A 26,992-nucleotide genomic window follows, 5' to 3' on the forward strand; every position below is an offset into this window, starting at 1 on the left:
CCGTGTCGTGACCACCCAGTCCTATGGGCAATTCTGCCCCGTCGCCATGGCGGCGGAGATCCTGTGCCGGCGCTGGACCATGGTGGTCCTGCGGGAACTGATCGCCGGCAGCACCCGCTTCAACGAACTGCGGCGCGGACTGGCGCGCATGTCGCCGGCGTTGCTGTCGACCCGGCTGAAGGAACTGGAAGAGGCCGGCCTGATCGTGCGCGTGGCGCTCGGCCAGCCCGAGGTGCACCACTACCGGCTGACGGAAGCCGGCCGCGACCTGCGCCCGGTGGTGGAAGCCATGGGCCTGTGGGGCCAGCGCTGGGTCCAGACCGAGCCGAGCCTGCGCAACATGGAGCCGGGGCTTCTGATGTGGGACATGCGGCGCAACCTCGACTGCTCGCCCATGCCTGACCGCCGCTGCGTGATCGAGTTTCTGTACCCCGAACTGCGGGAGGCGCGGCGGCACTGGTGGCTCATCGTCGATCGCGGCGAGGTGGACCTGTGTTCCATCGATCCGGGCCTCGACGTCGACCTCTACGTCGTCACCGACCTGCGCACCATGACCCGCATCTGGATGGGACTGAGCAGCGCCGGCGCGGCCACCGACGACGGGACCATGACGGTCTCCGGTGATCCGCGGCTGGCGGACTCGATGGGGGTCTGGCTCGGGCTCAGCCCGTTCGCACGCGAGCCGAAGCGGGTTGCGGAGGCCGTCGGTGCGGGATAGGCCCGGCCCGTTCCGGGTCCGTCGGGGCAGGCTCGATGGCCGGGTTGCGCGGGATGGGCAGTCGTCGTTTCGTTCGACCGGACGTCCGGTCACAATAGACGAGAGGCGGGAAGCAGGTCTCGCGCCGCCTGCCGGCCTTCGGCGACACTGCTTTTTTTGGCTCGGAGTAGATTTTCTGGCGTTTGCCGACGGCAAATCGCCGGAAAACATGGCGCTATCTTGAAATTATATTTATCATGCTTACTCATTCAGGCGGATGATGGCCACGGGTCGTGCCGCATCGGGTTCATCCACCAGGGGCCGCCCCCTGCCGTCGGCGGGGCGCCGCCGCAGCGGCCATGAACTCCGTCGACCGCCTGTCGAGACCGGAAATGGATGTCATGACAGATGCCCCCGAACGCGATGCCGATACCGTGTAATGGTTAATCCACCAAACAAGGCTGCGTCCGGGCGTCAGGTGCCTCCGGCTGATCAGGAAGCCGCAACTCCACGCTTGCCCCAGGACACCGCGATCGCCGGATCCGACGAGGGCGGGGACGCATCGACCGATGACGCCGAGGACGGCTTTCCCGTCGTCGGCATCGGCGCCTCGGCGGGCGGCATCCAGGCGCTGATCCGCCTGTTCGAGGCGACGCCGTGCGACACCGGCATGGCGTTCCTGGTCGTCGTGCACCTCGACCCCACCCGCGAGAGCGCCCTGGCGCACATTCTCGGCCAGCACACCGCGATGCCCGTGGTCGAGGCGGCGGACGGCATGGCGATCGAGCCCGACCGTGTCTACGTGATCGCGCCGGATGCCTCGTTGACGGTCGCCGGCGGCAAAATGAAGCTGACGCCACCGCCCGAGCGGCGCGGCCACCGCTACCCCATCGACCGGCTGTTCGCGTCGCTGGCGTTGCATCGCCGTGAACGCGCCATCTGCATCGTCCTGTCGGGGACCGGCAGCGATGGCACGGAAGGACTGAAGGAGGTCAAGGCGTACGGCGGCTGCATCCTCGTGCAGGACCCCGCGACCGCCGCCTTCGACGGCATGCCGCGCAGCGCCATCACGGCGAACCTCGCCGATCAGGTTCTCGCGCCGGAGCATATGGCGGACGCCCTGCTGCGCTACATCCGGCACGCCTACCTTGCCGGGCCGGAAGATGCCGACGACGCGCCGCCCGACGGACCGTCCATCGATCCGGTGCTGGCGCTGCTGCGCACCCGGGCCGGCCAGGACTTCCGCCATTACAAGCCCGGCACGCTCCTGCGCCGCATCCACCGGCGCATGGGCCTCAACGGCGTTCAGGCCGTCGGCGACTACGTCGACTTTCTCCGCGCCAATCCGGCCGAGGTCGACACCCTCGTCAAGGATCTGATGATCAGCGTCACGGGGTTCTTCCGCGATCCGAAGGCCTGGAAGGCCCTCGACGAAGCGGTGCTCGCGCCGCTGGTCGCAGCGCGCGAAGACGACACGCCGGTGCGCATCTGGGTTCCCGCCTGCGCCACCGGCGAGGAAGCCTATTCCGTCGCCATGCTGCTGGTCGAGCGCGCCGAGGCGTCGAACAAGCGGCTCGACATCAAGGTCTTCGCCACCGATGGCAGGGACGACAACCTGGACCGGGCCCGCGTCGGCCTCTATGCCGAAGGCGCGGTCGCGACGGTGCCGCCGGAGCGTCTGCTTCGCTTCTTCGACAAGCTCGACGGCCACTATCAGGTGAAGCGGGAGCTTCGCGAGCGCGTGGTGTTCGCGACCCATAGCCTGCTGCGCGACCCGCCGTTCTCCCGCCTCGACCTGGTCAGTTGCCGCAATCTGCTGATCTACCTGGGGCCGACCGCCCAGAAGCGGGCGCTGGCGCTGCTGCATTTCGCGCTGCGCGAGGGCGGGCATCTGTTTCTCGGCAATGCCGAGACCGTCGGGCAGCAGGACGACCTGTTCGAGGCGGTCTCGAAGAAGTGGCGCATCTATCGCCGGCTTGGTCCGACCCGCCGCGGCATCGTCGAGTTCCCGGCCCTGCCGACGCTCACGCGGACGCGGCAGGTCGACGAACCCGGCGCGCCGGAAGAGGCCCGCCCGCTGGCGCGCCCGGCCGAACTGGCACGACGGGCGCTGCTGGATCGCTTCGCCCCGGCCTCCGTGCTGGTCGACGGCAAGGGGCACGCCCTGTGGTTCCATGGCGACACGGGCGACTATCTCGCGCCGCCCCCGGGCGAACCGAGCCGCGACCTGCTCGCCATGGCGCGCGGCGGTCTGCGCGGCAAACTGAGCGACGGCCTGCGCCGTGCCGCCAGGGAAAGGCGGTCCGTCACGCTCCATGCCCGGGTCCGGCTGGGCGGCGGCACGCAGGCGGTCACCGTCATCGTCGCACCGGTGGCGGCCCCCGAGGGGCCGAGCAGTCTGCTTCTGGTCAGCTTCTGCAAGGCGGATGCACCGCATTCCCCCGCCACGGCCGCCGGCGGTCGCGGCGACGGCCACGAGGGCGCCGGCGCTCGCGCCAGCTTCGAAGACGAACTGGAAACGACCCGTGCCGAGTTGCAGGACACGATCGACCGGCTGGGGGGCGCCAACGAGGCGTTGAAGGCGGCCAACGAGGAAGTGACCTCGATGAACGAGGAGCTTCAATCGACCAACGAGGAGCTGGAAACCTCGCACGAGGAAATGCAGTCGTTCAACGAGGAACTGCAGACCCTCAACAGCCAGCTTCAGCACAAGGTCCAGGAGGTGGAGGACGCCGCCGACCGGCTCAGCAACCTGTTGGCCGGCAGCGACGTCGCGACGGTGTTCCTGGACGAGACCCTGTGCATCATGTGGTTCTCGCCGGCCAGCACGAAGCTGCTCGACCTTATGCCCTCGGATATCGGACGGCCGATCAAGAATTTCGCCTTGAAGGTCGCCGACGACGCGCTGCTGCGGGATGCCGAGGCCGTGCTCCGGGATCTGAGCGGCATCGACGCAGAGGTGCGCAGCGACGCCGGCCGCTGGTACATGCGGCGTCTGCTCCCCTACCGCACGCACGACAATCGTATCGCCGGGGTGGTCGTCAGCTTCTTCGACATCACGGACCGCAAGCTGGCGACCGATGCGGTCGACGAAGCCCGCATCTACGCCGAGGCGATCATCGATACGGTCCGCCACCCGATCCTGGTGCTCGACCAGGAGTTGCGCGTGCTGTCCATCAACCCGGCATTCTGCGAGTCGTTCGCCTGTCCCCAGGAAGCGTCGGCCGGACTTCTGTTGCAGGACCTCGATCACGGCGCATGGGACATTCCTGAGTTGCGGCACCTGCTGCAGGCCGTGCTGGCGGAGGACAAGCCGTTCCAGGGGTTCGCCGTCAAGCACCACTTCCCGCGCCTCGGGCTGCGCAACATGCTGCTCAATGCGCGCAAGCTGGTGCGGCGCGGCGGCGATCCGCGGGACCTCATTCTGCTCGCCATCGAGGACGTCACCGCCCGTGTCGATGCCGAAGACCGCGCGGCCATCCTGATCGACGAACTCAATCACCGCGTGAAGAACATGCTCGCGATGGTGCAGTCGCTCGCGTTTCAGACGGTGCGGCGCAGCCGGTCGCTCGACGAGTTCAAGGAGGCGTTCGAAGGGCGCCTGCACGCGCTCGGCCGCACCCACGACCTGCTGGTCCAGCAGGACTGGGGCAGCACGGAACTGGGTGAAATCGTGCGGCTGACATTCGACCCCCACGGAGCGGACGACCGGATCGCCGTCGACGGTCCGGTCTCGTCCCTCACGCCGGAAGCCGGCGTCGCCATGGCGATGGTCCTGCACGAGCTGATGACCAATGCGGTCAAGTACGGCGCCCTGTCCTCCAAAAGCGGCCACCTGCAGGTGAACTGGCGCGTGGAGGGGGCGGCCGGGGATGAGCAGATCCATTTGAGCTGGATCGAAAGCGGCGGGCCGCCGGTGACGCCGCCCGCCCGTCACGGTTTTGGGTCCAGCCTCATCGAGCGGACCATCGTCAACCAGCTCGGCGGCACGGCGACGCCGACGTTCCGGCCGGACGGGCTGCACTACGAGATCATCGTGCCGTCTCACGGAAACGTACCGAGCCTGCCTCCAACATAGGATTGAGCCATGGACGGACGGTCAGAAGCCCTTCGCGGTCTTCGCATTCTCGTCGCCGAAGACGAGATGCTCGTCCTGATGGAGATAGAGGACATGCTGGGAGAGCTGGGGTGCGTCGTCGTGGCGCGCGCATCCACCGTCGCCGCCGCACTGGCCATGGCCGACGACACCGCGCTGGACGGCGCGCTTCTCGACATGAATTTGCGCCGTGAATCTATTCTACCCGTTGCGGAGAAGCTCATGGCACGAAACGTGCCCTTCTTCTTCATCACCGGCTACGCCGGCCGTGCGGGGGAAACGCCAATTCTCGCCGATGCGCTGCGGCTGACCAAGCCCTTCACCAAGCGCGTTCTGAGCAACGCCATGGTCCAAGCCTTCGCCGGCCGGAACTAACGCAGGTTAAGGCACGGCCGGCGCCGCCGCGCCACAATGGTTGCCGTACCATGATCGGCAGCCACGGCACCCGCGTCATGCCGATCGGGGGCCACCGCTACCGCGTCGAGGCCGGCGGAGACGAGCAGCCGATCAACAGGATGGCGACCGAAACCATCGTCCGCGCCCGTGTGCTCGACCCGGCCGGCCGGCCAGGACGGCGGCATTCTGAGCAACCAGTGACTCCGGAGGGCGGCATGCTCACCATCGAGGACTGCATCGGCCTGAGTGAACTGACCGACGACGAAATCCGGGCCATCGCCCAGCATGAGCACATCCCCGAAATGGCCGCCGTGGAGTTGGGCAACTATCTGCTCCACCTTCCCGACGGCGGCAAGCGGATCCGCCAGGTGATCCTGGACGACATCGAGCACGCCTCGCGCACCAACGACGTGGCGCAGAGCGCCAAGCTCAAGCTCGTCCTCAAGGCCTTCATCGGGATGCACCCGGAGGCATCGGTGCGGTCGGTGGAACGGGAGTAGGCGGACCGGGCGGGCAGGGGCCCAGCCACGCGCCGGCCGCCTCGACGTCGAAGCACGCGGCGGCGGCGAGGCGGTCGGGGTCGAGGATGCGCAACATGCCGCCCTCGTAGGCGACGAGCCCGTCGGCGCGCAACGTCTTCAGGGTGCGGTTGACGTGTACCGCGGTCAGACCCAGCGCATCGGCGAGGACACCCTGCGTGAGCGGGATCTGCACGGCGTGATCGGGGATCGCCGCCCGCCGGCAACGGTAGTACAACTCGACCAGCAGCAACGCGACGCGCTCGCGGGCCGTGCGCCGGCCCACCGCCGTCAGGTGTTCGTAGGCCATCGCGGCATTGCGCGACATGGCTTTCATCAGGACATGCAGCCCGGCCGGATGCGCCGTCGGCGATGTGGTCGCAGCCGCCACCGGCATGGCACATACGGTGGCATCGGTGGCGGCCTGGATGCCGAAGCCCGCACTGCCGACGAGGAGGGGCACCACCACGTCGCCGGGCACCACGATGTGGAGAATCTGCCGCCGCCCGTCGCTCAGCAAGGCCGAAAGCAGCAGCCAGCCCTCGATGAGGGTCAGGATGTCCGCCGGCGGCTCGCCCTGCGCCGCGAGGTCCGCGCCTGCCGCATAGCGACGGATGCGGCCGTGTCCCTGTGGCAGCGCCCCAGGATCCCGCCAGCAGGAGCGGCAGGCGCGGTGGGTGCCGCAGGAGGCGGGGTCCGACCGCTCGGGAGGTCGGGGGCGCGGAAACACCATGACTCGTTTCCTCCCTGGCCGCAGCGTGACGCTGCGATGCTTTTTTATTGTGGACCTGGAAGTATGCGCGCCGCAGGCCGTCGGCCGCGAGCCGGGAGAAGAGGTATGCAGCGGGTCGCCGCACTCACCGACCGGCGGGGAGCTTCCGCTTTCGTATCGCCGTTCTTCGAAATGGCGCCGTGGATACTGGTCCACGACAGCAAGGGCGGGGACGCGCTGCGGTGGATCCGCAACGAGGACCGCGACCGTCGGCGGCTCCGCCGCAGGATCGTCGACCAGGACGTCGACGCCCTGGTGTGCGGATGGATCGACAGGGAGTCCCTGGTGTACCTCATGTGCCGCAGCGTATCCGTCTTCATCGCGCCGTGTGACGAGCCGGCCGCCGGCCTGGCGGCGGACGTCGCCGCCCGCCGTCCGACTGCCTTCGCGACCTTGGAAAATCTCCGGCATCCCTGACGGCGGGACCGCCGCCTCTGCATCGAAGGCCGGGCGGATGCGCCGGAACGACGCCGCCTCGTCGGCCGGTTCCGGCAGAGCGCAGGGCGCCGTCGCCTGCCGGTCTACCGGGCGACCTCGAGCCGCCGTCCCGCGCGCCGACCGCCGCCGACCAGCAGCACCGTCACGTTCAGCAGGTTGACGACGACCAGCGCGCCGGCGGTGGCGGCGGCGGCCCCGAGCGATCCGTGCGACGGCACCAGCGCCAGACTGCCGCCGAGGGCGCAGGCGAGGCCGACGACGGCATTCACCGCATAGGCGCGCTCGCGGCCGGTCATCATCAGGGCCGTGCCGCATGGCCCCGCCGCCGCCGAGGCCATGTAGCCCACGGCCAGCACCTGCAGGAGCGGCGCGGCGGCGGTGAAGCCGGGTCCGAACAGCGCCAGCGCGGCGTGCGGCGCCAGGCCGAACAGAAGCAGGAACGGCAACCCGCCGGCGGCGCTGGCGAGGCAGACGCGGCCATACTCCCGCCGCAGCCGCGCCGTTTCGCCGGCATGGTGCAGGGCGGCGATGCGCGGGCTGAAGGAGGCGGTGGCGGCCCGCAGCACGAAGACCGTCATCAGCACGAGCCGCGCCGCCGCCTGATACTGCCCGGCGCCCGCCTCGTCGCCGGCGGCGCCCAGCACCAGCACGGCGACCCGTGCCGTGGCTTCGTCGGAGACGGAGCCGATCAGGATGGCGCCGCTCATCCACAGCCAACTGCGCGGCGCCGGGGCGGCGGCGGCGGCGCGCCAGCCCTTGGGCAGCCGGTGCAGGATCACCGCCGCCGAAACCGCCAGCGCCACCCCCGCCGCGCCGGCGTAGAGGACCGCCGCCGTCGCCGCCTCCCGCACCGGCAGGAGCCACAGGCCGGCGATCACCAGCATGGGCAGCAGCAGCATGGGCAGGGCCTCGCCGGCCTCGCTGCGGTCGAGCCCGCGCAGGATGAAGCGGTGCAGCTCCAGAAGCGTCAGCGCCGCCGCCAGCGGCAACCCCACCGCCGGCAGCCACGCCGCCGCCAGCAGGGGCGTCCGGGCGAGTGCGGCCAGCAGCAGGCCGGCCGCGACGAGGCCGACGGCCGCGCTCAGATAGGCGCGGGCGAGGCCGGCCTTGAGCAGCGGCAGGTCGTCGTGCGCCCGGGCGGCGGCGACGAAGCGGGTGGCGGCGTTCTGCCAGCCGAGCGGAGCGAAGCGGGCCACCAGGGTCGCCGTCACCAGCAGGTAGGCGAAAACCCCGTAGCCGGCGACGCCCAGCCGGCGCGCCAGGGTGATCTCCAGGCCGTAGAGCGCCAGCACGCCGGCGCTGCGCACCGCCAGGACACGCAGGATGCGGCTGCGCCAGAGGCCGCGCAGGCGGTCGCGTGCGGTCATGCCGTCCTCCTCCGCAGCAGGGGGCGGCCGGGACGGGCCTGTGCCCGCGGCCCGGCACCGGCCAGGGTGCGGCCTGTGCCGTCGCCGATCAGCGCCATGCCGATGAACAGCAGCGCCGCGGCGGTGGCCGGCGCGTCCAGGTCCTCGAAGCCGAGCCATACCCAGGTCGCCACTTGCAAGGTGAGCAGGATGCGCAGCTCCGTCACCCCGCGGGCGTCGAGCCGGGCGGCGCCGGTGGCGGTCATCATCCACGCCAGCGTCCAGCGCGCCGCCGGCAGCAGCACCAGATAGGCCGTCGCCAGCAGCAGGCCGAGGATGCCGCCCTTGGTGAACACCGAGACATAGGTGGAGTGGGAGCCGAGGGCGATGTGGCTCTCCTCCCGCGGCTTGATGCCGAGGCCGAGGATGGGCGCGAGGTCGAGGGTGCGTTCCACCGCCTCGGCATAGTTCTCGAAGCGGCTTTCGGAACTGTACTGGCGGTAGCTGGCCGCCTCGCCGACGTCGAGGGAGCCGAGCAGCACCATGCCTCCGGCCATCACCGCCACGGCGGCGGCGGTCAGGCGGCGGTGGATGGTGCCGAACAGCAGGTTGGCGAGCACGAACCCCATCACCCAGCCGCCGAGGCTCGACCGGGTGAGGGTGAGGGCGAGGGTGAAGGGCACGACCGCCTCGAGGACCAGGAACCGCAAGCCGCGGCCGTGGCGCTCGGCGACGTAGAGCAGCGACAGGGTACCCAATGCGGCGACGGTGGCCGCCGTGGCGGCGGGATAGGGGCCGAACACCCGCATGCGCGGCATCGGCACGCCCGGCAGGCCCCAGTCGGCCAGGGTGAACACCAGCCAGGCGTGGCGCTGGATGTGCGGCGCCGAGTCCGGGATGCGGTCGCCGACCAGCAGCCCGAAGACGCTTGGCGTGATGAGCGACAGGTCACCCACGGCATAGGCTAGGGCGACGGCGCCCCAACCGCAGGCCACCAGCATCAGGAAGGCGACGTGTCCGGCCCACAGGAGGCGCATGCGGCCGTCGGGATCGTGCACGAGGATGTGGCGTACCTGCTGCACCAGGATCAGGCCGCACACCCAGAACGACAGGTTGTAGAGGGCGGCGACGAAGCGCGAGTGCTCGCTGCCCTGCAGGAAGCCGCCGAGGTAGGCCGACAGGCAAAGCGACAGAATGGTCGCCGCCAGCAGGTGGTCCGACAGGCTGAAGCGCCGGTGCGCCGTCAGGCAGACCACGACCAGCAGCGCCGCCAGTCCCTGCACCACGATGAAGTCGATGCCGAGCACCCACCACAGCGGAATGCCGAGGATGTAGCCCTGCAGCAGCAGGCGGGTGCGGGCGGCGGCGACGGCGGGGGAGTGGGTCATGCGGGCGCCTCAGCTCTCGATCCGACCGCTGCCCTTCCAGGTTCCCGGCTTGCCGGCGGCGACGTTCACCCAGCCGCCCCAGCCGCCGGCGGCGGGGTGGGCGTTGTCGATGCGCAGCCCCTTGGGGTGCCAGCCGGCGGTCGGCGGGGCGTCGGCGGTCTGGAAGTTGTTGCCGGAGAACGAGACGGCGACCCCACCTTCGTCCCACGGGTCGAGGAACAGGTCGATGCCGCCGGCCACCGCGTTGCCGACCACCACCGCCTCCAGCCCGTTGTCGCGGCTGCCGCCGCCGGCGCGGCTGAAGTCGAAGGCGCCGAAGGGGTGCGCGGCGTCGCGCCGGCGCGACATCGTGTTGCCGAACACCACGCAGCGCGGCGTGCCGCTCACCCCCGCCCGCAGCGACAGGGCAGCGAAGCGGTTGCCGGTGGTGGCGCCGACCTTGCGGGCGCGAATGCGGTTGGCGCCGACGATCATGGTGCCCTCGGCGTCACCCGCCAGCGAGATCATGGCGGGGCAGGACACCGCCGCCAGCAGCCCTTCGTTCCGGTCGACGGCGACCGCCCAGCCGTCGAGGTAGTTGCCGGTGACCTCGGTATGATAGGCCTTGCGCAGCAGCAGGGCGTTGCGGCCGGCGCCGTTGACGTGGCAGCCGATGACGCGCCAGCCGGCGGCCTGGGTGATGTGGATGGCGTCGCCGCGACACCCCAGATCGTCCTCCGGCCCGGTGGCGACGGTGCAGCCGTCGAGCGTGCCGTCCGTCGCCAGCGCCGGTTCGGCCTCGCCGTCCGGGTCGCGGGCGCCGGCCAGGGCGCCGATCTGGAAGCCGCCGAACCGGAAGGTGCCGTGGTCGGTGGTATAGGTGGCGTCGCCGATGCCCGCCCCGCGCACCCACACCCGCCGCAGCACGGAATCGACGATGGGCTTCACGAAGGTGCCGTCGGGCAACTGGGCGTTGATCCACAGGCCGAAGCCGGTGGCGTGGCGGATCCACACGTTGTCGGCGTCGACCTTCTGGTTGGTCAGCATCATGCCGTGGATCGGCGCCCCGCGGCCGTCCACCTGGCCGTCGACGTCGAGGAACAGGTCGCGGATGTGCAGCCGGCCGGCGAAGTCCTTGCCGGCGACCCACTCGCGGCTGACCAGCAGGGCGGCCACGGGCAGCGACTGCTCGGCCTCGCGCGTGCGGTACCGTTGCACCAGGTCGGAGGCGAAGCCCGGCAGGGCGCGGAAGCCGCACATGGGGCTGTTGCCGGACCCCGGCATCAGGCCGACGATCTCGATCTTGTCGGGCACCAGCAGCGGGCCGCCGAGGCCGAACAGGCCGTCGGGCACGCGGATGGAGCTGCCGGGCCGTTCGCCGGCCCAGTCGAGGGCGGCCTGAACGGCGGTGCGGTCGTCGGTGCGCCCGTCGCCGACGGCGCCGAAGTCGGCGAGCGACGGCCAGCCGCCGGGCGGGGGCGCGTCGGCCACCGGTGTGGCAGCAGTCGCCGCCGCCGGCAGAACGGCGCCGCCGGCGGTCAGGGTGGCGGCGGCGAGCAGGGCGCGGCGGGTCGGTCCGGGCGGGATCGGCGGCGGGGTCATGGGCGGCCCTCCAGGAGAACGATGCCGAGAACGCGACCGCCGGCGGCGGCCAGGGCGGCGGCCGCGGCCGCGGTGCGGTCCACCGGGGCGCCGGCCGGCCGTTCGGCGAAGACGACGGCGTCGACGTTGCGCGCCACCAGGCAGGCGTCGGCGGTCTCGCTGGCCGCGGGGGCCGCCACCAGCACGCGGTCGTAGCGCTGCCGCAAGTCGGCCATCAGCGCCCGCAAGCCGGCGTCGGTGAGCGGCGCCGGGTGCGCCGTCGGCACGCACAGGACATCGACACCCGGCATGGCGTCGCGCTGCACGGTCGCGGCGTCTCCCTCGGCGGCGGTCTTCAGGTCGAGCAGGGCGGCCAGTCGCGGCGTCGCGAGGTCGAGGTCGACCAGCACGGTGCGTCCGCCGTCGGGCACGCAGGCGAGCGCGGCGGCGAGGGCGGCGGCGCCCGGGTCGGCGGCGGTGGTGGTGACGGCGACGGCGACGGGCGGCGGGTCGGCGGCCAGCAGCCGCACCGCCACCGAGCGAACCGCCTGCGCGGTCGGCGCCTGCGGCGACTGGCGCACCAGCCGGTGCAGCGGCACCTCGCGCACCGCCGGCACCACCGCGAGGCAGGGCAGGCCGAGCAGCGCCTCCGCCCGGTCCGCCGTGCGCAGGCGGCGGTCCAGGGCCTCGCGCATGAGCCCGGCCAGCACGCCGAGCACGCCCGAGGCGGTGAAGCCGACGGCGGCGAACAGGAAGGGCGAGGGCGAACTGGGCTTGGTGGGGCTTTCGGCCCGCGAGATGATGCGGGCGTCGGCCGCCACCGTGTCGAGGCGCGTCTCGGCCTCGTAAAGGCGGGTGAGCAGGCTGTCGTAGGAACTGCGCTTGACCGCCGCCGCCCGGTCCAGGTCCTGCAGCAGCACGCCGCCTTCCGAGCGTGCCACCGCCTTGTCGACGACGAACAGGTGCTTGGCGCGCAGTTCGGCCAGTTCGCGCTCGGTCGCCAGCACGTCCTCGCGCTGGGCCGCCAGCTGGCCGCTCAGCCATTCGACGCTGCGGCGGGCGGCCTCGCGCTTCTCGGTCACCTGGCGGTCGAGGTAGGCGGTCGCCAGGGCGTTGGCCACGGCGGCTGCGAGGTCGGGGTCGCGGGCCCTGAAGCTGACGGTCAGCACGTAGCTGTCGCCGGCGTTGGACACCTTCAGGTCCTCCGCCAGTTTCTCGGCCGCGAAGTCGTGGGTGCGCTCCTCCGCCGCCTGGGCCGCCTGTTCCGGCGATTCCTCGGGCGCCGCCGGATCGGCGGGCGGCGTGCTGGTCAGCCAGGCGAAGCGCGGCGCCATGTCGCCCGGCTCGACGCGGTAGTCGGGGTGGTCGTAGAGCGCCAGCTCCTGCATGGTCCGCCGCACCAGGGTGCGCGACTTCAGGATGTCGGCCTGCGTGTCGATGATGGCCGGCAGCGGCGAGGTGGCGCCGCCGGCCGGCAGGTTGGGCTCGATCAGCACCGAGGCGGTCGCCGTGTACTGCGGCCCGCGCAGGACGCCGACCGCGAAGGACGGCAGCGTCACCACCGCCACCACCAGGGCGATGGTCGGCGCGCGGCGGCGCAGGATGTGCAGCAGGTCGTGCAGCGACAGCAGCGGCTCCGACGCGGTGGCGGCCGGCCGCTCGCCGGCGGGAGCGCCCCTCATGACAGGTCTCCGCGCCGGCCGAACGGCGGCTCGCTCGCCCCGGCCAGCGTGGCGGCCGGCACCCGGCGGCGCACCTCGGCGGCCAGCAGGCCGGCGTACTTGGGGTATTCCACCAGGTAGCGCCGCCACAGCCGGCGCGGCTCGCGCAGCAAGCGGTAGAGCCAGCGCAGGTTCAGCGCGTCGACGGCGCGCGGGTAGTAGTGCAGGCCGCCGGCCAGCTGATCGAAGTAGCCGCCGCAGGTGAAGGCCGGGCAGCGCAGGGCGCCGGCGGCGCGCAGGGCCAGCAGCAGGCGTTCCTGCCACGGCGCCCCCATGCCGACGATCACGAGGCCCGGCGCGGACCGCTCGACCGCCTCGGCATAGGCCTCTGGCGTGCGGAACCCGTCGAGGGTGCCGCAGATGTCCAGGCCGGGAACGTGGGCCTGCACCTGCTCCGCCGCCCGCGGGGCGACGCCGGCGGCGCCGCCGATCAGCAGCACCGGGCGGCGGTCGGCGGCGGCGCGGCGCAGCACCGGCAGGGCGAGGGAGGTGGTGTCGAAGCTCAGCCGCGGCAGATCGCCGCCGCGCACCAGCCGCCACCCCCACGACACGCCGATGCCGTCGGGCAGCACCAGGTCGAAGTCGTCGAACAGGGCGGCGTAGCCGGGGTCGCGGGCGAGCACCAGGGAATAGGGGTTCACGAAGGTGGTCAGCGTCGGGCCGCCGGCGTCGAAGGCGGCGTGCACGGCCTCATCGGCGGTGACGCCGACGCTGAGGGAGACGCCGCAGAAGGCGGCGCGGCGGGACGGGGCGGAGACGGTCGTCGTCATGGCGCCACCCTCTCAGTAGGCGTTGCGGCAGGAGACGAGCACCCCGAACGTCCGCACGAGGATTTCGAGGTCCAGCGCAAGCGACCAGTTTTCGATGTAGTAGAGGTCGTGCTGCACGCGCAGCTCCATCTTCTCGCGCGTGTCGGTCTCGCCCCGGTGGCCGTTCACCTGCGCCCAGCCGGTGATGCCCGGCTTCACACGGTGGCGGCCGAGGTAGGCGTTGATGACCCGCTCGAACTGCGCGTTGTGGGCGACGGCGTGGGGGCGCGGGCCGATCAGGCTCATGCTGCCGCCGAGCACGTTGAACAGCTGCGGCAGCTCGTCCAGGCTGGTGCGGCGCAGGAAGCGGCCGACGCGGGTGATGCGCGGGTCGTCGCGGCGGGCCTGGTCGAAGGCGCCGTCGCCGGCCTGGCAGGTGGCGGCCGCCATGGTGCGGAACTTCAGCACCTCGATGACCTTGTTGTTGAAGCCGTTGCGCTTCTGGCGGAACAGCACCGGCCCCGGGCTGTCGAGCCGCACGGCGACGGCGATCAGCAGCATGAGCGGCGCCAGCGCCGTCACCAGGACGGCGGCGAGCAGCCGGTCCTCGGCCAGCTTGATGACGTAGCTCCAGCCGTCCAGCGGGCGCGCGGCGATGCGCAGGAGCGGCCGGCCGGCCAGCACGGCGACGCCGGCCGCCGGGTCGGGGGCGCGGATGGCGCCGACAGGGGGGCACACCAGCACCTCGGCGGGCACGTTGCGCAGCACGCCGAGCCAGTCGGACAGCCGCTCGTCGGCGTGCCAGGGCAGGGCGACCACCACTTCGTCCACCGCCGCGCTGCGCACGAAGGCCAGGAAGTCCTCGCGCGTGCCGCCGGTGGGGAAGGGCGACGTCCCGCCGTCCGCCGGCTCGTGGTCGGGCCGGCCGTCGTGGAAGACGCCGAGCAGGCGTACGGTGGGGTCGCCGGCGGCGACCATCTTCTCCGCCAGGCCGCGCGCCACGCCGTAGTCGCCGACGATGACCGTGTTGCGCACCATGCGCCCGCTGCGCGACCACCAGCGCAGCGCGGCGGCCATGGAGGCGCGGCCCGCGAAGACGAAGCCGGCGCCGAGCAGCAGCCACAGGCCGAGCCACAGGCGGGACACCGGGTATTCCAGCGACACCAGCAGGGCGAGCCCGACCACCCCGGCCGCGGTCAGGCCGTAGGCGACCAGGAACCGGCGGCGCGGCCGGTGCTGCACGCGGGCGGGGGCGTAAAGCTCCGCCGCCGTGAACAGCAGCATGAGAAGGAGCTGGCCGAGCAGGACGAGGAACAGTTCCGGCCAGTAGAACTCGGTCCAGAACGAGACCTCCGCCCGGTCGTAGAGCGACGGATGGGCGAGGACCGCGGCGGCGGCGAGAAGGCCGCCGTCGCCGACCCGCAGCAGGCCACCGAGCACCGGTTCGCCGAGCCATTGCGGTCGGGCGGACAGAAGGGAGACGAGCGCGACCATGAGGCACCTCTGGGCTTCGGCCGGTCCCGGAGCAGGGAAACCGGTGCGAGCGTCACGGAAGTTTCATGGAAGATTAGGCGGCGCCGTAACTCTGTATCTGTCGAAAACCCGACGGTATGGTCGCTCTAAAGTGAAGTAAACCGATAGATCATATTGGACATATATTATAGTGTTATTGAAGGTCACCGGCGGGCGCAACGGCCGGATCGCACACCAGGACCGGCCCGTGGTGGTCCGCCCCGACGCGGCAGGCGACGGCCTGGGCGCCGCCACCACCACCACCGGCGGCGGAGGGCGGCAGGGCGGCGGGGGCGGCGGCCACTTCCAGCACGTCGCCCGGCAGCAGGGGCGTTTCCGGCCCTGCCTCCAGGATCGTCAGGCGGCCGTCGATCACCCGGCTGACCGTGAAGGTCAGCGGCTCGGCCCCGCCCCCCACCGCCGCGCCAGCGCCGATCATGCCGAGGGCGAGGGCCTGGTCGCGTGCGGCCGCCAGCTTGGCACGGGCGATTTCCAGGTCGCGCACCACGTCGGCGGTTTCGCGCAGGTAGGTGTTGCGCCGGTCTTCTTCGAGCGTGCGGAGCTTTTCCTCGACGCGGATCTTCTCCTGCCGGGCCCGCGACAGATAGGCCGCCTGGCGGTAGCGGTCTGCTTCCAGGTCGCTGCGCATCTGCTGCAGGCTCAGCAGCCGGCTGCTGGTGGTCAGGCCTTCGTTGCGCAGCGACTGGGTCTTCTGCAGTTCCTTCACCACCAGGCTGCGCTGGGTGTCGAGGGCGGTTTCCTCGCCCGCCAGGGCGGCGATCTCCTGGTCGAGCTGCTCGATCTGGCGCTGCGTGAGGCTGCGGGCGTTGGTCATCACCACGTCCTCGGAGGCGAGAAAGGCGACCTGGTTGAGCAGCAGGTCCTGCACCGCCGGCGTCGCGGCCTCGGATGCCAGTTCCGGCGGCAGGAGGATGTCGCTGCGCCCGGCCAGGGCGGCCTCGAGGGTGGCGCGACGGATCAGCAGGTCGCGCACTTCGGCCTCGAACTGGCGCACCTTGTGGCGCGCGGCGAGGATCTCGATCATCTGGTCGCCGCCCGAGGCGCCGCTCAGCCCCGCCGCCGAGGCATAGGCCTGCAGGGCCTGCAGGCCCGGCTGGTAGGCCTGCTGGCCCGGCCGGGTGACGGCACCGACCACGAAGACCGGGCGGTAGGCCGCCATGTCGATGGTGACCGGCGCGGCGTACTCCAGCACCGCCGCGACCCGCTCCCGGATGGCCGCCTCGGCCGCCGCCAGGTCGAGCCCGGCGACGGCGATGCCGCCCGCCAGCGGCAGCCGGATGCGCCCGTCGAGCCCCACCTGATAGGTGCCGGACAGGTCGTTCTGGCCGTAGACGGCGATCTTCACGGCCTCGCCCGCCGCCAGCCGATGCTCCGCCTGCGGCGGGGCGTCGGCGGCGCGCGCGGGTGGGGCGGCGGCGGCGGCCGCGACGGCCGCGACGACCGCGGTGGCGGCGAGACTCGGCAGGCGCAGGGACGGGCGGCGAGCCATGGCGGCGGTCTCCTCACCCGTGCTGCAGGATGCGACTGGGCGCGGCGTGGTAGCACTCGCAGGCCATGGCTTCGAGGCCCGGACGGTCGAGAATGCCGATCTGGCCACGGCGATAGGTGATGAGGCCCCGCTCCATGAGGCCGTGCGCCGCAGCCGTCACCGTGGTGCGCTGCACCCCGAGCATGGCCGCCGTTTCGTCCTGGGTGAGCAGCAGGGTCTCCTTGCCGGTGCGGTCCTGGAACTCCAGCAGGAAGCGCGCCAGCCGCGCCCGCGCCGGGTGCAGGGCATGGCAGGCCGCCGACCGCACCACGGCTGCGTGCAGCAGAGCCTCGGCCCCGAGCAGGCTGGCGTGCAGGGTACGGCTGGCGTCGCACAGGCGGCGGACTGTCGCCACCGGCACGCGCAGGGCATCGCCGCCGACCAGAACCGTGGCCCGTACGGCGGACGCCGGCACGCCGAGCAGCGCCATGCCGCCCACCATGCCCTCGCAGCCGACGAAGGCGACCTCGGCCGAAGTGCCGTCGCGCATGGGCACCACCAGGGCCAGCACCGCCGTTTCCGGGAAGCACAGGCGAACCACCGGATCGCCGATGTCGGTCAGGGTCTCGCCGCGGTGCAGGCGCACCCGTTCCGCGCAAGCCATGATCAGGGCGGCATCCGACGGCATGGACCGGTTGAGGACGGCGTTGCGGGACCGGCGCTTGTCGTGCGGTGAAGCCGCGGCACGCGGGCCCTGCGCCCCCGTGGAGGACGCCGACAGAGAGGTGGCGCGGACGGCGGCGTCCTCGTCCTTCGCAATGAATTCCATTCCGGAAACTCCGTCGATGGTGAGTGCGCGACACACGGTCGCAGCGACCGGGGACACGCGCTCGGCGGGAGTCTGCGGCACTAGCTTGCCGCTCATCTCGAAAAATGCTCCGGCGCAAGTTTGTCTGCAACAAAACTGAAGTCGCAGTGTAACAATGGAATCTCCACCTGATGTGTGGGCGGGGATCTATAAGTTGGCGCGGAGGATTGCCTTGGAGGCGTGCAGTAACGCCCCGTTGTATCAGTTGCCACCTTTTGAAGGTGTTGCACTGCGACAAAGGTCTCGAATTCCCTCTACCGGCGAGCCCGCGGCTTCTATGCCACCGTGTCGACGGCATGACGGAGGAGCGCCAGGTAGCCCGCATCCTCCGTCTGCGCTCTGTCTGCCTCCCTCGCTTCGGCGAACCACAGCACCGTTTCGATCAGGCTGAGGATCGCCAGCAGTGGCGCATGCGCCGGTTCCAGGCCCTGCGCCGCCAGGGTGGCGGCGGCTTCCGCCTGCAGGCGACGGGTGCCGCGGGGGCCGGGGCGGGCGTCGCGTCGGTGCTGGTCGAACTGGAGGAACTGGAGCAGGTCGCGGCCGAGCGGTGCGTCGCCCGCTGCCCGCTCCCAGTCCCATACCACCAGGCGGCCGCCGCGCTGCACCCGCATGTTGGGCGGGATCCAGTCGCCGTGGCCGAGGCCGAACACCAGCGGTTCGTCGCCCCAGCGCTCCTCCACCACTCGTGCCGCGTCGGTCAGCGTCGCCGCGCCGGCGGCCGACAGGTGATCGGCGAGGGTGCCGATGCGCCGGCGCTCGCGGTGCCAGAACGGGCTCTGGCCGAGGCGCAATTGCCGTGGCGGCAGGGCGCAGACCAGTGCCGACAGGGCCTCGGGCGGAATGTCGGCCAGCCGCGCCGGCGCCCGGCCGCCCGCGGGCAGGGGGGCGACCACCAGGGCCTGCAGCCCGTTCCACGGCCCGGCGGCGAGCACCGCGGGCACCGTCACCGGGCTGCCGGCGACCGCCGGGGCGAGGGTGGCGAGCATCGCCGCCTCGGCCGCGATGAGGCGGCGGGTCAGCGGCTCCCAGCCGAACTTGGCGTAGGCGAGGGGGCGTCCCTGCGGGTCGCTCACCTGCACCACGGGCTTGCCGTTGGGCCGGTCGGGCGCCAGCCGCAGGGCGGTGACGAACCGCCGGGTGCCGAGCACGTCGGCGAGGTAGTCGTGCAGCGGCAACGCGCTCCCGGGCAGCGCCGGCCCGACCGTCAGGCGGTGGCGCAGCAGGGGCGCCGCCAGGCCCAGGCGGCTGAGTGCCTGCAGCATGCGCGCCGCCACCCGCATGGCCGGCGCGGCGGCACCCTCGGCATAGGGGGCGAGTGCCGTCCGCAGGCAGGCGGCCGAGGCGTCGAGCGGCAGCAGGGCGCGCGGGTTGCGGGCGCTCGGCACCAGGGCATAGCGCCAGGGAGCCGACGTTCCGCCGCCGCGGCAGACCAGCGCCGGATCGCCGCCGCCCAGCACCACGAGGGCCTGCGCCAGCGGATCGGGGGGAGGGAGCGGCAGCGGCGGCATCACAACGCCTCCCACACGGCGGCGACGGCCCGCGCCGCGGTTTCGTCGAGGCTGCCGGAGGTGTCGATGGCGATGACGCGGGAGTCGGGAAAGTCGGCCATGCGCTCCAGGTCCCACCGGCGGCGGACGGCCGCGGGATCGGGGCCGCCGGCCTTGTTGCGGGTGGCGTCGCGACCGAGGGCGACGGCCAGCGGCGCCTCCAGCCGCAGGACGATGTCGGGTACCGGCATGGCGGCATAGGCGCGGCGTTCCGCCTGCATCAGCCACCGCTTCGGGCCGCCGCCGGCGGCCTCCACCGCGGCGGCGTCGAACCGCGAGCTGTCGATGGCCCCGTCGGTGCGCGAGGGGTAGCGGTCGCACACCACGACGCGGCCGCGCGATGCGTGGCGGAAGGCGCGCCGCAGCAGGCTGCGGCGGTCGTGCGCCAGCAGCGTCATGCGCACCACATGGAACAGCGAGAAGGTGTTGCGCCGCCGCCGCTCCGGCGTCTCGTACTCCGACAGGCGCTCGTGCGGCAACAGCCGGCGGGCGAGCGGCACGAACAGCCGCGGCAGCGCCGACAGCACGGTCGCCGGCGGCTTGCCGACGTGCATGGCGCGCACGTCCAGGTGCCGCCCGAGGCGCTCGGCGACGGCGGCGGAGAGGGTCGACTTGCCAGTGCCCTTGGGGCCGACGACGGCGACGACGGCGCCGCCGGTCAGGGGCGACAGGTCGCCGTGGCCGCCGGCTTTATCGGCGATCCAGGCCAGCACCCGCCGCAGGCGCGACAGACTGTCCGCCACCGGATCGAGGCGGCGGAAGCGGCGCAGCCGCCACGCCGTGACCAGGCCGAGCCGGACCCGCGCCGCCACGGCCGCCGCGCCGCGCCGCTCGGCCGCGGCCAGCAGCGCCGTCCACAGGGCGTCGTCGATCTCCGGCAGGTGGCGGACGCGCAGGCGGTCGGTCTCCGCCGGGTCGGCCGCCGCCCGCAGCCAAGCCAGTTCGGCGACGGTCTTGCCGTAGCGGCGGTTGATCTTGGCGACCTCGATCAGGCTGGTGTGCTTGAGCGCCACCCGCACGACGAAGGACAGCAGTTCCGCCTCCGCCGACGGCACCGGCACGCCGGCCATGGGCCGCCGCCCGCCGAGCAGCAGGGCGGCGAGGGGGAAGCGGGTGTTCTTGACCAGGCTGTCGCCGCCGACCACGGCGAAGTGGACGTGCAGGTCGATCAGCCGGCCGCGCTCGCGGTCGAGGCCGATGGCGTGGAAGACGCCGGGATGGCCGACGCCGCGCTGCGACAGGCAGGGCTTGAACCCGGCCGCCGCCACCGCCTGCAGGAGCCCGGCCTGGTCGCGTCGGTCGACCAGCAGGTCGATGTCCTGCAAGCCGGCCAGGGTCTCGCCCAGGCGGATGTTGCTCTTGAAGTGGCAATGCCGGACGCCGCGGGCCGCCAGTTCGGCGAACAGCCGCAGGATCTCGGGCCGGGCACCCTCCCGCCACTCGGGCGGGGCCGGACGGTCGAGCAGCGGCGGCACGGCCGCGATGGGGCTGCCGGTGGGGTCGTGAGCCTCGGCGTCGGGCATGCGCAGCTCCTGCGGCGGGGACGGCTGGGAGCTGCGATCCTGCGGCGGCCGACGCCGCCGGTCCGTCGGAACCCCGACACTTTCCAGCTTCCGGCGAGGCAGCCTCATCCGTCTGGTATCCCGGCTTTCCGGATGGGCAGGTGGGTCGGGAAGCCGACGGACCGCGGCCCTCGCGCCCGGTTAGATGCCGGAAAAGGCGCCTTGCCCGATGCCGGTCTGCCAAGGGAGCGACAGGAATGGTCTACGCCGTCACAGTCTACAGCACCACCGCCATGGGCAGCGTCGATCCCGCCGGGCTGACCTACGACCCCATCGCCCGCAAGCTGCTGATGGTGGACTCGGAAGTGGACGAGAAGCCCTTCTACGCCACCGACAACATGTTCGCGGTGAGCCTCGACGGCACGCTGGAAAAGCGCAGTCCGCTGACCAAGGTCACCAAGGAACCGACGGGCATCGCCTACAATCCGGCGACCGGCACCCTGTTCGTCACCGACGACGACGCCCGCAAGATCTACGAGGTCAGCCGCAGCGACCCGACGGTGGTGCTGAGCTCGTTCTCCTCCACCGCCGTCGGCGTGACCGACCTGGAGGACATCTGCGCGGCGCCCGACGGCAACCTGTTCCTCATCGATGAATACGACCGCTCCATCGTCGAGGTGACGCGCACCGGCGAGCTGGTGGCGACCACCTTCATGCCGTCCATCATCAAGCGGCCGGAAGCCATCGCCTACGACGCCGAGAACGACGTGTTCTACGTCGCCGGCGGCTGGTACGCCGACATCTACAAGGTCGGCCGCGACGGTTCCATCCTCGGCACCATCAAGGTGCTGCGCGACTACCGCAACGTCGACGGCGGCAACGTCGCCCCCAAGGGCCTTGCCCTGGTCCACAACGACGACGGTTCGACGACCCTGTGGGTGGCCGACTACGGCAAGGACCAGGTGGCCGACGGCCGCCTGTTCAGCATCGAGATCGAACCCGCCCCGCCGCCCCTGGCCGTCGCCGTATCGGACGGCACGCCGCTGCCGCAGGTGGAGCAGGCGGGCGTGCAGGTGGCCTTCACCCTGTCGCTCAATACCGTGGCGACGGAAGCGGTGCGCGTCACCTGGTCGACGGTCGACGGTACCGCCAAGGCCGGCAGCGACTTCGTGGGGGTCAGCCAGGGCACCGTCGAGATCGCGGCGGGTGCCAAGACGGCCACCGTCTTCGTCACGCTGCTCGACGATGCGACGGTGGAGCAGACCGAGGGCTTCTCGGTGGCGGTGCAATCGGCCGTCGGCGTAGACACGGGCAAGGCCGTGCTGCTGGCCGACGCCTCGGGCAGCGCCACCATCGCCGACGACGACGCGGCGCCGCCGCAGGTCATGGTCTACGACGCTGGCGCCTTCGGCAGCACCGATCCGTCGTCCATCACCTATGTCGCTTCGCGCGGGCTGGTGGTGACCGGCGATTCCGAGGTCGACGAAAACCCCTTCTACGCCAAGGACAATGTGTTCGTGCACGGCATCGACGGCACCTTCCGCGGCGGCATCGAGATGACGCGCGTGAGCCAGGAGGTGACCGGCGTCGCCTGGTGGCGCGACCCCGCCGACGGGGAGGACTACCTGTTCATCACCGACGACGACCAGCAGAGCGTGTTCAAGGTCGCGCTCGACGCGCCGACGGTGAAGCTGGCGCAGTTCTCCGCCCCCGCCGCCGGCTGCCAGGACCCGGAGGACATCGCCGTCGACCCGGTGACCGGCAACCTGTTCCTGGTCGACGAGGCGGGGCGCGCCATCCACGAGACGACGCAGACCGGCCAGTGGATCGCCACCATCGCCATGCCGGCGGAGGTGGGCGCGCCCGAGGCGCTGGCCTACGATGCCGATGCGGGGCTGTTCTACGTCTCGGGTTACAAGAGTTCCGACATCTTCGTGGTCGACCGCGCCGGCGCCCTGGTGGACCGCCTCACCGACATCGACGACTGGGCCGGTCGCGATCCGGTGCCGAAGGGCCTCGAACTGGTGCCCGACAGCGACGGCAGCGGCATGACCCTGTGGGTCGCCGACTACGGTGCCGACCAGGTGGCCGACGGGCGGATCTTCGTGATCGAGCTGCCCGACCACGATCCTCTGGTCGCCGGCCTGTTCGGCACGGAACTGATCCAGGTCTGACCTCGGCCGATCCGGCGCACCCTGCGGGGGAGATGTCCATGGTTCCCGTTCTCGTCACCGGGGGCGCCGGCTTCGTCGGCAGCCACACGTGCAAGGCCCTGGCCGCGGCGGGCTTCCTGCCCGTGGTCTACGACGACCTGTCCAACGGTTCGGCCGCCGCCGTGCGATGGGGGCCGCTGGTGGTCGGCGACATCCTGGACGGCGCCCGCCTGCGGGCGGCGCTGGCAAGCTGGCGGCCGGCCGCCGTCATGCACTTCGCCGCCTTCATCGAGGCCGGGGAGTCGGTGCGCCGGCCGCTCGACTTCTACCGCAACAACGTGGCGGGCGCCGTCGCCGTGGCCGAGGCCATGGTGGCGAGCGGCGTCGGCCATCTCGTGTTCTCCTCCACCGCCGCCGTCTACGGCGAGCCCCGGCAGGTGCCGATCCCCGAGCGGCACCTGCTGCGGCCCACCTCCCCCTACGGTCGCAGCAAGCTGATGGTGGAGGAGATCCTGCGCGACGCCGTCGCCGCTCACGGCCTGCAGCTCGCCGTGCTGCGCTACTTCAACGCCGCCGGCGCCGACCCCGAGGGCGAGCTGGGCGAAGGCCACGACCCGGAGACCCACCTGGTGCCCCTGGCGGTGCGGACGGCGCTCGGCCTGCGCGGGCCGCTTGTCCTCTACGGCACCGACTACCCGACGCCCGACGGAACCTGCGTGCGCGATTACGTCCACGTCTCGGACCTGGCGGCCGCCCATGTCCTGATCCTGCGGCGGTTGCTCCTGGAGGACGGGCGGGACCCCGGCGCGGTGCCGACCTACAACGTCGGCACCGGGCGCGGCCATTCGGTGCGCGAGGTGGTGGCGACCGTCGCCGCCGTCACCGGCCGCCGGGTGGCGGTGCGCGAGGCGCCGCGCCGGCCGGGCGATCCCGCCGTGCTGGTGGCGGCGGCCGACCGCCTGCGCGACGATCTCGGCTGGCGCCCGCAGTGGCCGGCGCTGGTCGATCAGGTGCGCCATTGTCTGCAGTGGACCGCGGGCCGCGCCGCCGTCGCCCTGCCGGCGGCCGTGTCCGACGGCAGGGCGCCATGACGGGCTCCGCGCCGGGGCCGCAGGCGCGTCTGCCGGGATGGCTCGTGCCGCCCGTGCCACCCTCGGCTTCGGAGGAGAGGTCCGTCGTGTCGATGACCGGAGATCCTCAGACCCAGGTCATGGCCGACCGGCTGGCCGCACTCGGCCATCCGACGCGCATCACCATTGTCGAGCATCTGGCGCACTGCCCCGAGGGCCTGGCGGTGACCGCCCTGCAGGAGGCGCTCGGCATCCCGCTCAGCACCCTGTCGCATCATCTGGTGAAGCTGGTCCACTGCGGCATCGTGTCGCAGCACCGCAACGGCCGGACCCTGCTGTGCCGGGTGGAAGCGGGCGTCCTCGCCGACGTCTCCAGCCGCCTGTCGCCGGCGGCGCGGCCTCCCGACGGCGAGGCCTGAGACGCACGGGTGCGCTCAGGTGGGGCCGCTGGTCGCCAGGTCTTCCGCCGGCAGCGTGGTGCGGAAGTCGCTCATGGTGAAGGTATCGAAGCCGAAGGCCTGCAGGATGATCCAGTCGTGCTGCAGTCCCGTCATTCCCACCGACACCATGGGCACCACGTCCGGCCCCGGGCGGCCGGCGAAGCCCTGGCCGACGTGGGCGTATTCGACATACACCCGGTCCGCCGGCACCGGGAAGCTGCCGCCCAGCTGCGCGGCGGCGGCGATGGCGGCGAAGGCGTCGCCGTCGTAGCCGGTTCCGACCGCGCAGGTGCCTACGGTGCAGGTGCAGCCGGCCGTCGTGCAGCGCAGGGTGAAGGCCGGCAGGCGCGCCGTCGTCAGGTCCGTCCCCGGCGCGAGCCCGAGGGCGCCGACGGCGCTGTAGGCGGTGAAGCCCGACGCGGCGGGGTCCGACTGCACCGCGAGACGCGCCGCCCGCTCGGCCCCCTTGGCGGCCAGGGTGTGGATCCAGGCCATGCGCGCGAAGTCGACGATGGCGAAGGTGACACCGAGCAGCAGGACGACGACCAGCGTGAACTCGATCATCACCGCGCCGTCGGTATCGCGCAGCAGGCTGCGGGGGCGGGCTCGCGACCGGGAAAGGGACAGGGACAGATACGCCATGACGGGAAGCCTCCTCGCGGTCAGCCGTTGCTGCCGATGTAGGGCTGGCGGTGCACCGCGCTCAGCGTCGGCGCCCGGCTGCTCACCAGGGGCAGCAGGCCGAGGCCCTCGTAGGGCAGGGTGATGGTGACCGCCACCACGGCGGCGCCGGTGGCGTCGGTGGTGCGCTCGATGCAGATGGTGTCGAGGCCTTCGTCCGGCCAGTGGCGGATGACCGGCGCCGCCGTCGCGTCCGGGCGGCCGTAGACGGCGAGCAGCCGCGCCGTGTGGCTGGCCGCCTGGGCCGCCGTGCCGCCGCTGGCGACGTCGGTGCAGCCGGGCTCGACGGCGCGGGCGCGGGCGAGGAAGCGGGCGGCGTCGCGCGCTGCCGCCTCGATGCGCTGGTGGTCGAGCAGCATCCGGCCGTACTCCAGGAAGCCGCCCATGAGGAGGAACAGCACCGGCAGCACCAGCGCCATCTCCAGAACCGCGACGCCGTCGTCGCCGCGCCGCAGACGGTCGAGCAGGACCATGGCTCACCTCCGGTAGATCTGGACGACGTCCTTGAACATGTCGTCCAGCACGCCGTCGGCCATGGGGCCGAGGTCCTCCAGCACGATGGTCGCGCCGGCCGGCGTATACATGGGCTGGACGATGAACATGAAGCGGATGTCGTCGGGGCTGAATGCGCGCGGGTCGAAGCTCGGATCGGAACAATCGGCCACCACGACCGGCAGCACCCGGCGGTCGCGCAGCAGGCGCAGGTCGTTGGCCGGCGCGCCGTCGAACCAGGTGTAGTCGGGCGTCGCCAGGGCCGTGCCGTCCTGGAAGCATTGCGGGGCGCCGTCCTCGCTGGTGGTGCCGCCGCCGCCTATGCTCTGGCCCGGCTGGACGATGCGGCCGGCTTCGATCTCCGCCCGGTAGACCTCGAAGCGGATGGCCGCGCCCGTGCCGCCGGGGATCTGGCCGGAAAAGCCGGCGAGCACGCCGTCGCTGCCGCCGTGGTTGACGTCGAAGTACCGGGTACGGTCCCTCACCCCGTCGCCGAACCGGCCGTTGGGGCAGGTGCCGGAGACGAGGCAGGTGTCCGACGGCAGGGCGGCGGCGGTGGCGGCGGAAAGGTCGCTGCGCTCGCACCGGGTGGTGCCGGCCAGCGGGCTGCCTTGCGGCTCGGTCGCCTGCGTGACGTTGCGGGCGGGCACGTAGCGCGCCTGCCGCCGCCAGTCGCCCAGCGCGTCCTTGGCCTGCGGCGACCACCAGTCGAGCCGGGCATTGATGCCGGTGCGCACCTGCTGCAGCGACACGCCCGGCTTCATGGACATGGTCCGCGAGGCGACGCAAGTGCCGTCGACCGAGGCGATGTTCTCGCCCACCGAGCTCGCGCCGCAATTGACGCTGTCGTCGGCCGGGCACAGCAGGCCGAACTGGCCGGGGATGTAGCTGGCGCCGCCGCCCGCACCGGCCGGCTGCATGAAGACCTCCACCGCCTTGCCGCGACCGAGGGCGTCGGGGTCCATGGGGCGGCACATCACCAGGGGCGGGACGCCGCAGATGAGCGGGTCGTTGCCGGCGACGGCGGAGGCGCCCGGCGCGGCGGTGCCGCCGGCATCGCCCGGCGCCGCCGGCCCGGTGCGCGGCAGGACGTCGAAGAAGATGGCCTCCACCTCGGTGCGCGGCACCACCACCTGGATGAAGCGGGCCTCGGCGTCCAGGGTGGTGTCGCCGCCGGTGATGGGGGTGCCGTCGTCGGCCGGCAGGCTGCGCAGGATGCGGGCACAGCCGGCGGCCACGTCGCCGCCGCACAACGGCAGGATGGTCGTCCCGGCCGGCCACACCGCCCCCGGCGTCTTGCCGAAGTCCTGCCGGTTGAGCACGGCGGCGGCGGCGCGGCGGGCGCGGTCGATGGCGCCGCTCTGACCGTCGAGTTCGCGCGCCCCGGCCAGGGCGGCGGCGTCGGCGGCGTACTGCAACTGGTCGTGTGTCACGGTGACGCGGCCGACGTCGATGGCGAGCAGGCCGGCGCCGACCAGCAGGGGCGACAGGAAGGCGACATAGGGGCCGACGGTGCCGGCCTGGTCGCGCAGCAGGGATCGGAGGGTGCGGCGCATG

Annotated in this window: 22 protein-coding genes; 8 read left to right on the forward strand and 14 right to left on the reverse strand. The window is 72.2% G+C overall.

From position 1 onward, the window contains the following. The first annotated feature begins 7 nt into the window (after positions 1-7). From CRP50_RS07680 to CRP50_RS26010, 4 genes are all read left to right on the forward strand, one after another. Entirely contained in the window at positions 8-718 is a 711-nt protein-coding gene (locus tag CRP50_RS07680; RefSeq protein WP_217992014.1) for a winged helix-turn-helix transcriptional regulator, read from the forward strand. Positions 719-1,211: 493 nt separating this feature from the next. Then, positions 1,212-4,775, forward strand: coding sequence for a chemotaxis protein CheB (locus CRP50_RS07685; RefSeq protein ID WP_176525076.1), 3,564 nt, complete (start codon positions 1,212-1,214; stop codon positions 4,773-4,775). 9 nt (positions 4,776-4,784) lie between these two features. Beyond that, positions 4,785-5,168 carry a response regulator gene (locus CRP50_RS07690; RefSeq protein ID WP_097278433.1) on the forward strand — a complete coding sequence of 128 codons (384 nt, stop codon included), beginning with the start codon at positions 4,785-4,787 and terminating at the stop codon, positions 5,166-5,168. 50 nt (positions 5,169-5,218) lie between these two features. After that, entirely contained in the window at positions 5,219-5,689 is a 471-nt protein-coding gene (locus tag CRP50_RS26010; RefSeq protein WP_245913403.1) for a hypothetical protein, read from the forward strand. Here CRP50_RS26010 and CRP50_RS25510 read toward each other — a convergent pair. Continuing rightward, a complete protein-coding gene (locus CRP50_RS25510) occupies positions 5,640-6,440 on the reverse strand; it encodes a Crp/Fnr family transcriptional regulator (protein WP_176525077.1) in 801 nt (266 codons plus the stop codon). The genes CRP50_RS26010 and CRP50_RS25510 overlap by 50 nt on opposite strands. A gap of 105 nt (positions 6,441-6,545) precedes the next feature. Here CRP50_RS25510 and CRP50_RS25515 point away from each other — a divergent pair, with 105 nt between their 5' ends. Then, complete coding sequence (locus CRP50_RS25515) at positions 6,546-6,896, forward strand: hypothetical protein (protein ID WP_176525078.1); 351 nt, start codon at positions 6,546-6,548, stop codon at positions 6,894-6,896. Between the two features lie 104 nt (positions 6,897-7,000). Here CRP50_RS25515 and CRP50_RS07705 read toward each other — a convergent pair whose 3' ends face one another. From CRP50_RS07705 to CRP50_RS07745, 10 genes are all read right to left on the reverse strand, one after another. Then, positions 7,001-8,284: a lipopolysaccharide biosynthesis protein gene (locus CRP50_RS07705; RefSeq protein ID WP_101613974.1), complete on the reverse strand. Its 1,284-nt coding sequence runs from the start codon at positions 8,282-8,284 to the stop codon at positions 7,001-7,003. Then, positions 8,281-9,651, reverse strand: coding sequence for a hypothetical protein (locus CRP50_RS25520; protein WP_101613976.1), 1,371 nt, complete (start codon positions 9,649-9,651; stop codon positions 8,281-8,283). Before CRP50_RS25520 ends, CRP50_RS07705 begins: the two co-directional genes overlap by 4 nt. A gap of 9 nt (positions 9,652-9,660) precedes the next feature. Continuing rightward, complete coding sequence (locus tag CRP50_RS07710; protein ID WP_097278437.1) at positions 9,661-11,232, reverse strand: glycosyl hydrolase family 28-related protein; 1,572 nt, start codon at positions 11,230-11,232, stop codon at positions 9,661-9,663. After that, positions 11,229-12,893: a GumC family protein gene (locus tag CRP50_RS07715; RefSeq protein ID WP_097278438.1), complete on the reverse strand. Its 1,665-nt coding sequence runs from the start codon at positions 12,891-12,893 to the stop codon at positions 11,229-11,231. The genes CRP50_RS07710 and CRP50_RS07715 overlap by 4 nt, the downstream gene beginning before the upstream one ends. Further along, complete coding sequence (locus CRP50_RS07720; protein ID WP_097278439.1) at positions 12,890-13,702, reverse strand: WecB/TagA/CpsF family glycosyltransferase; 813 nt, start codon at positions 13,700-13,702, stop codon at positions 12,890-12,892. Before CRP50_RS07720 ends, CRP50_RS07715 begins: the two co-directional genes overlap by 4 nt. 12 nt (positions 13,703-13,714) lie before the next feature. Beyond that, positions 13,715-15,175 (reverse strand): undecaprenyl-phosphate glucose phosphotransferase, encoded by a 1,461-nt coding sequence (locus tag CRP50_RS07725; RefSeq protein ID WP_097278440.1) that lies wholly within the window; start codon positions 15,173-15,175, stop codon positions 13,715-13,717. Positions 15,176-15,347: 172 nt separating this feature from the next. Continuing rightward, positions 15,348-16,703 (reverse strand): polysaccharide biosynthesis/export family protein, encoded by a 1,356-nt coding sequence (locus tag CRP50_RS07730; RefSeq protein WP_097278441.1) that lies wholly within the window; start codon positions 16,701-16,703, stop codon positions 15,348-15,350. A gap of 13 nt (positions 16,704-16,716) precedes the next feature. Continuing rightward, entirely contained in the window at positions 16,717-17,511 is a 795-nt protein-coding gene (locus CRP50_RS07735) for a Crp/Fnr family transcriptional regulator (protein WP_097278442.1), read from the reverse strand. A 314-nt stretch (positions 17,512-17,825) separates the two neighbouring features. Then, positions 17,826-19,058 carry a hypothetical protein gene (locus CRP50_RS07740; protein ID WP_097278443.1) on the reverse strand — a complete coding sequence of 411 codons (1,233 nt, stop codon included), beginning with the start codon at positions 19,056-19,058 and terminating at the stop codon, positions 17,826-17,828. Continuing rightward, positions 19,058-20,620 (reverse strand): hypothetical protein, encoded by a 1,563-nt coding sequence (locus CRP50_RS07745; protein ID WP_097278444.1) that lies wholly within the window; start codon positions 20,618-20,620, stop codon positions 19,058-19,060. Before CRP50_RS07745 ends, CRP50_RS07740 begins: the two co-directional genes overlap by 1 nt. Before the next feature lie 236 nt (positions 20,621-20,856). Here CRP50_RS07745 and CRP50_RS07750 point away from each other — a divergent pair, with 236 nt between their 5' ends. The 3 genes from CRP50_RS07750 (at position 20,857) to CRP50_RS07760 (ending at position 24,241) form a co-directional block, all read left to right on the forward strand. Continuing rightward, the gene (locus CRP50_RS07750; protein WP_097278445.1) at positions 20,857-22,773 is read left to right on the forward strand and encodes a Calx-beta domain-containing protein; all 1,917 of its coding nucleotides are present in this window, start codon (positions 20,857-20,859) and stop codon (positions 22,771-22,773) included. A 38-nt stretch (positions 22,774-22,811) separates the two neighbouring features. Further along, positions 22,812-23,843 carry a UDP-glucose 4-epimerase GalE gene (gene galE / locus CRP50_RS07755; RefSeq protein ID WP_097278446.1) on the forward strand — a complete coding sequence of 344 codons (1,032 nt, stop codon included), beginning with the start codon at positions 22,812-22,814 and terminating at the stop codon, positions 23,841-23,843. A 92-nt stretch (positions 23,844-23,935) separates the two neighbouring features. Beyond that, the gene (locus CRP50_RS07760; RefSeq protein ID WP_176525079.1) at positions 23,936-24,241 is read left to right on the forward strand and encodes an ArsR/SmtB family transcription factor; all 306 of its coding nucleotides are present in this window, start codon (positions 23,936-23,938) and stop codon (positions 24,239-24,241) included. 15 nt (positions 24,242-24,256) lie between these two features. Here the strand turns inward: CRP50_RS07760 and CRP50_RS07765 are convergent, their stop codons facing one another. Genes CRP50_RS07765 through CRP50_RS07775 form a run of 3 tightly spaced genes read right to left on the reverse strand, consistent with a single transcriptional unit; the run spans position 24,257 to position 26,991 of the window. Continuing rightward, positions 24,257-24,904: a TadE/TadG family type IV pilus assembly protein gene (locus tag CRP50_RS07765; RefSeq protein ID WP_097278448.1), complete on the reverse strand. Its 648-nt coding sequence runs from the start codon at positions 24,902-24,904 to the stop codon at positions 24,257-24,259. Positions 24,905-24,924: 20 nt separating this feature from the next. After that, entirely contained in the window at positions 24,925-25,416 is a 492-nt protein-coding gene (locus CRP50_RS07770; protein ID WP_097278449.1) for a TadE/TadG family type IV pilus assembly protein, read from the reverse strand. A gap of 3 nt (positions 25,417-25,419) precedes the next feature. Further along, complete coding sequence (locus CRP50_RS07775) at positions 25,420-26,991, reverse strand: pilus assembly protein TadG-related protein (protein ID WP_097278450.1); 1,572 nt, start codon at positions 26,989-26,991, stop codon at positions 25,420-25,422. Position 26,992: the final 1 nt, after the last annotated feature.

Source organism: Caenispirillum bisanense (genome assembly GCF_900230255.1).
GTDB lineage: Bacteria > Pseudomonadota > Alphaproteobacteria > Rhodospirillales > Rhodospirillaceae > Caenispirillum > Caenispirillum bisanense_A.

What these genes read in the sequence shown, in the direction of transcription:
- CRP50_RS07690 (WP_097278433.1), top strand. Translation starts at nt 4,785, where the DNA reads ATGGACGGACGGTCAGAAGCCCTTCGCGGTCTTCGCATTCTCGTCGCC.
- CRP50_RS26010 (WP_245913403.1), top strand. Translation starts at nt 5,219, where the DNA reads ATGATCGGCAGCCACGGCACCCGCGTCATGCCGATCGGGGGCCACCGC.
- CRP50_RS25510 (WP_176525077.1), bottom strand. Translation starts at nt 6,440, where the DNA reads ATGGTGTTTCCGCGCCCCCGACCTCCCGAGCGGTCGGACCCCGCCTCC.
- CRP50_RS25515 (WP_176525078.1), top strand. Translation starts at nt 6,546, where the DNA reads ATGCAGCGGGTCGCCGCACTCACCGACCGGCGGGGAGCTTCCGCTTTC.
- CRP50_RS07705 (WP_101613974.1), bottom strand. Translation starts at nt 8,284, where the DNA reads ATGACCGCACGCGACCGCCTGCGCGGCCTCTGGCGCAGCCGCATCCTG.
- CRP50_RS25520 (WP_101613976.1), bottom strand. Translation starts at nt 9,651, where the DNA reads ATGACCCACTCCCCCGCCGTCGCCGCCGCCCGCACCCGCCTGCTGCTG.
- CRP50_RS07710 (WP_097278437.1), bottom strand. Translation starts at nt 11,232, where the DNA reads ATGACCCCGCCGCCGATCCCGCCCGGACCGACCCGCCGCGCCCTGCTC.
- CRP50_RS07715 (WP_097278438.1), bottom strand. Translation starts at nt 12,893, where the DNA reads ATGAGGGGCGCTCCCGCCGGCGAGCGGCCGGCCGCCACCGCGTCGGAG.
- CRP50_RS07720 (WP_097278439.1), bottom strand. Translation starts at nt 13,702, where the DNA reads ATGACGACGACCGTCTCCGCCCCGTCCCGCCGCGCCGCCTTCTGCGGC.
- CRP50_RS07725 (WP_097278440.1), bottom strand. Translation starts at nt 15,175, where the DNA reads ATGGTCGCGCTCGTCTCCCTTCTGTCCGCCCGACCGCAATGGCTCGGC.
- CRP50_RS07730 (WP_097278441.1), bottom strand. Translation starts at nt 16,703, where the DNA reads ATGGCTCGCCGCCCGTCCCTGCGCCTGCCGAGTCTCGCCGCCACCGCG.
- CRP50_RS07735 (WP_097278442.1), bottom strand. Translation starts at nt 17,511, where the DNA reads ATGGAATTCATTGCGAAGGACGAGGACGCCGCCGTCCGCGCCACCTCT.
- CRP50_RS07740 (WP_097278443.1), bottom strand. Translation starts at nt 19,058, where the DNA reads ATGCCGCCGCTGCCGCTCCCTCCCCCCGATCCGCTGGCGCAGGCCCTC.
- CRP50_RS07745 (WP_097278444.1), bottom strand. Translation starts at nt 20,620, where the DNA reads ATGCCCGACGCCGAGGCTCACGACCCCACCGGCAGCCCCATCGCGGCC.
- CRP50_RS07750 (WP_097278445.1), top strand. Translation starts at nt 20,857, where the DNA reads ATGGTCTACGCCGTCACAGTCTACAGCACCACCGCCATGGGCAGCGTC.
- galE (WP_097278446.1), top strand. Translation starts at nt 22,812, where the DNA reads ATGGTTCCCGTTCTCGTCACCGGGGGCGCCGGCTTCGTCGGCAGCCAC.
- CRP50_RS07760 (WP_176525079.1), top strand. Translation starts at nt 23,936, where the DNA reads ATGACCGGAGATCCTCAGACCCAGGTCATGGCCGACCGGCTGGCCGCA.
- CRP50_RS07765 (WP_097278448.1), bottom strand. Translation starts at nt 24,904, where the DNA reads ATGGCGTATCTGTCCCTGTCCCTTTCCCGGTCGCGAGCCCGCCCCCGC.
- CRP50_RS07770 (WP_097278449.1), bottom strand. Translation starts at nt 25,416, where the DNA reads ATGGTCCTGCTCGACCGTCTGCGGCGCGGCGACGACGGCGTCGCGGTT.
- CRP50_RS07775 (WP_097278450.1), bottom strand. Translation starts at nt 26,991, where the DNA reads ATGCGCCGCACCCTCCGATCCCTGCTGCGCGACCAGGCCGGCACCGTC.